Origin of the sequence: Rhodoblastus sp., from assembly GCF_041915505.1 — a bacterium.
Classification (GTDB): Bacteria; Pseudomonadota; Alphaproteobacteria; order Rhizobiales; family Beijerinckiaceae; genus Rhodoblastus.
In genome coordinates, this window is record NZ_JAYSBG010000037.1 from 14,712 (window position 1) to 17,495 (window position 2,784).

Below are 2,784 nucleotides of genomic sequence, written 5' to 3' on the forward strand. Positions count from 1 at the left end.
CGGCTCGCGAAAAGCCCGATCCGCGCGGGATGGATCGCGCGCGCGCACTTCTCCGAGGCCGCCGCCTGCCTGTGGCTCGACGGCGAGCTCGTTCATCTCGAAGACCTCGTGCTCCACGACGCCCAGATGGACGTGCGTTCGCCGACCCATGAACTTGTCCGCGCCCACGCCGTGCTGCGCGCCCGCCGGCGCATCGCCGACGGCGACCCGGGTTGGGCGCTGTCGCCCGCCGGTCTCGCCGCACTGCGGGGACAGGGCGGCGGCGCGGTGATCCGTGAGGGGAGGGCAGGGGACCTGGAGTCCGAAATGGGCGACGAGGGCGAGGAATTTGACAGCGCGTCGCCTGACGACGCTTCCGACGGCGATGACGCGCTTACGGAAGCGTTCGCCGCCCTCGACGCCGTTCTGGCCAAAACCGGCCGGGCGCTGTCGGGGGAGACCGAGCGCGCGAAACAAGAGCGCGATCCGCTGGTCTACGATCTCGACTGGGACGAGGACGCGCGTCTCGCCGAATGGCGCGCGCAAGTCGAGGAGACAAGAAACCTGCCGCCGACGCTCGCCGCCGCGCTCGCCGCGCGGCTGTGGGACGAAATCGAACCGCTGCAGCATCGCCCCTGGCTCGGCCGCCTGCTCGCCGCTTCGCTGCTGCGCGCGCGCCACAAGGCGCGGCGCCATCTGCCGTGCTTGCTCGACGGCCTCAAGACCATTCCGGTGGCGCGACGACGCGGCCGCGACCCGGTCGAACGCCTGATCGTCGAACTGGAGGCGATCGCGCTGGGCGCCGAGATCGGCCTGAAAAACCACGATCGGTGGGCCAATCAGCGCATGCTGCTGCTGCGCAAGCTCAACGGTCGCCGGTCGACCTCGCGCCTGCCGGCGCTGATCGACTATGTGTTGAGCCGACCGATCGTGTCCGCCCGAATGGTCGCGGCCGAACTGAAGATCACGCCGCGCGCCGCCCAGGACCTGGTCGCCGAGCTCGGCCTGCGCGAGGCGACGGGGCGGGGACGGTATCGCGCCTGGGGGATTTTGTAAGCCAACCCCCTCTCCTCGCAGGAAATGCCATGAGCGCCAGCCGCACCGCGAAATGAGGTGCGGCGGATCATATTTGCTCATATTTTTATGATCGCTTAGCGACATCAATGCTCATGTATCGATGTCATTTGATTTACGTTCTGGTCATATATATATGTTCGATATTGGATGGTTTGGACATATTCTCATGGACAAGAAGCAGGCGGCTCTGGCGCGCAAGCAATTGGAGCGGCGACTCGCGCCCTTGCGCGACCTCCAGCTCGCGGCCCCGCCTCGCGGCTGGATGAGGGCTATTCGCGAGGCCTTGGGCATGAGTACGCGACAGCTCGCCGCCCGGATGAAGGCGGCGCCGTCCCGGATTCCGGCGATCGAAAAGGCGGAGGCGTCCGGGGCCACCACGATCAAGACGCTCCGCGAAGCGGCCGCCGCGATGAACTGTACCTTCGTGTATGCCTTCGTTCCAACCAAGCCGCTCGACGACATCTTGCGGGATCGCGCCGCCCAGAAAGCCGGACAAAACATTGCGCGCCTCGATCACACCATGCGGCTCGAAAACCAGCCGCTGCTCAGATCGGATCTCGATGACGAACAGCGCCGCATGATCGATCTGATCCTTGCCAATTCGCCGCGAAGCATCTGGGAGGACGATTGATTTTCATGGCCAACGATCCGCTGTTCCAACACGACGATGAAGCCAACACGCCACTGACGGCGGAGGAGCGGGAGCAGCTGATCCCATCCTACATTACATTGCGGCATGAATTGAACGAAGCCGAACAGGTCAACATTGGCGAAGCGCTGCGCTGGGCGATGTCGCGCAAGCGTGACGTGCTTGATCAGGAATTCCTGAGCAATTTGCATCGCCGCATGTTCGGCGACGTTTGGCGATGGGCTGGGCACCATCGCACGACCGCACGCAACATCGGCGTCGACGCCTATCGCATTGCGACGGACGTGCGACAGGCCATCGACGACGCCCGCTACTGGGTCGACCACCAGACGTTCCCGCCCGATGAGATCGCCGTGCGTTTCAGTCATCGCCTCGTCGCCATCCATCCCTTCCCGAATGGCAATGGACGTTTTTCCCGTCTGGTCGGCGACTTTCTCGCCCGCCAACTCGGACGGCCCGCTTTCACCTGGGGGCGAATGAACTTGATCGACGCCGGCGAAACCCGCGCGCGCTATGTGGCGGCGCTGCGCGCCGCCGACAACCATGATATCGCGCCGCTCGTCGCCTTCGCGCGCTCCTGACGGCAGTGACAGCATCGCTCCGGCCCACGACGCCGTCTGCGCCCACGAAGTCTAGCGCCAGAGCCCGCGCGAGAAACAGCGTAAGGGCAGGGGAGGTCGACGCTCGAATGTTCGCGGTCAACCGCGTCAAGGCGCGCTCACAATTGCCTTTGTATTTTCAGCGTGCTCGACCCATGGAGGGACGATCAGGCCGGGGCGAAGATCGGCGCCGCCGGCAGCGATCCTCCAAGTTGAGATGCGGGCTGAGCGCCGGCGAAAAACGTCTATCGATCACGAGTTTCAACGTCCAGATCCTAACGGCGCGTCACTGGCCGGCCAACCTGCGGATGGGTTTGCGCATAAAGGCGGGCCGCCTCGAAAGCCCGTCGCGGGATGTCGAGACGGAGGCCCCGGCCTTTTGGCCGGGGCCTTTGCGGCTCAGTCGTTGCGCCGACCGCTGGGGCGGGACCAGATCAGCGAGAAGCCGTCGTCTTCGTCGTCGGCGAAGAGGTTGGCGTA

General features: G+C 65.2%; 3 protein-coding genes. All 3 read left to right on the forward strand.

From position 1 onward, the window contains the following. Positions 1-1,035: RHE_PE00001 family protein (locus tag ACE3S9_RS04500; RefSeq protein WP_374545238.1), on the forward strand; the 1,035-nt coding region annotated here is incomplete at its 5' end. Positions 1,036-1,222: 187 nt separating this feature from the next. Next, entirely contained in the window at positions 1,223-1,687 is a 465-nt protein-coding gene (locus ACE3S9_RS04505; RefSeq protein ID WP_374545239.1) for a mobile mystery protein A, read from the forward strand. Positions 1,688-1,692: 5 nt separating this feature from the next. Beyond that, positions 1,693-2,286 carry a mobile mystery protein B gene (locus ACE3S9_RS04510; RefSeq protein WP_374545240.1) on the forward strand — a complete coding sequence of 198 codons (594 nt, stop codon included), beginning with the start codon at positions 1,693-1,695 and terminating at the stop codon, positions 2,284-2,286. Positions 2,287-2,784 lie beyond the last annotated feature (498 nt).

Bases quoted from the DNA above. Each gene is read 5' to 3' on its own strand.
- ACE3S9_RS04510 (WP_374545240.1), top strand. From the start codon at position 1,693: ATGGCCAACGATCCGCTGTTCCAACACGACGATGAAGCCAACACGCCA.
- ACE3S9_RS04505 (WP_374545239.1), top strand. From the start codon at position 1,223: ATGGACAAGAAGCAGGCGGCTCTGGCGCGCAAGCAATTGGAGCGGCGA.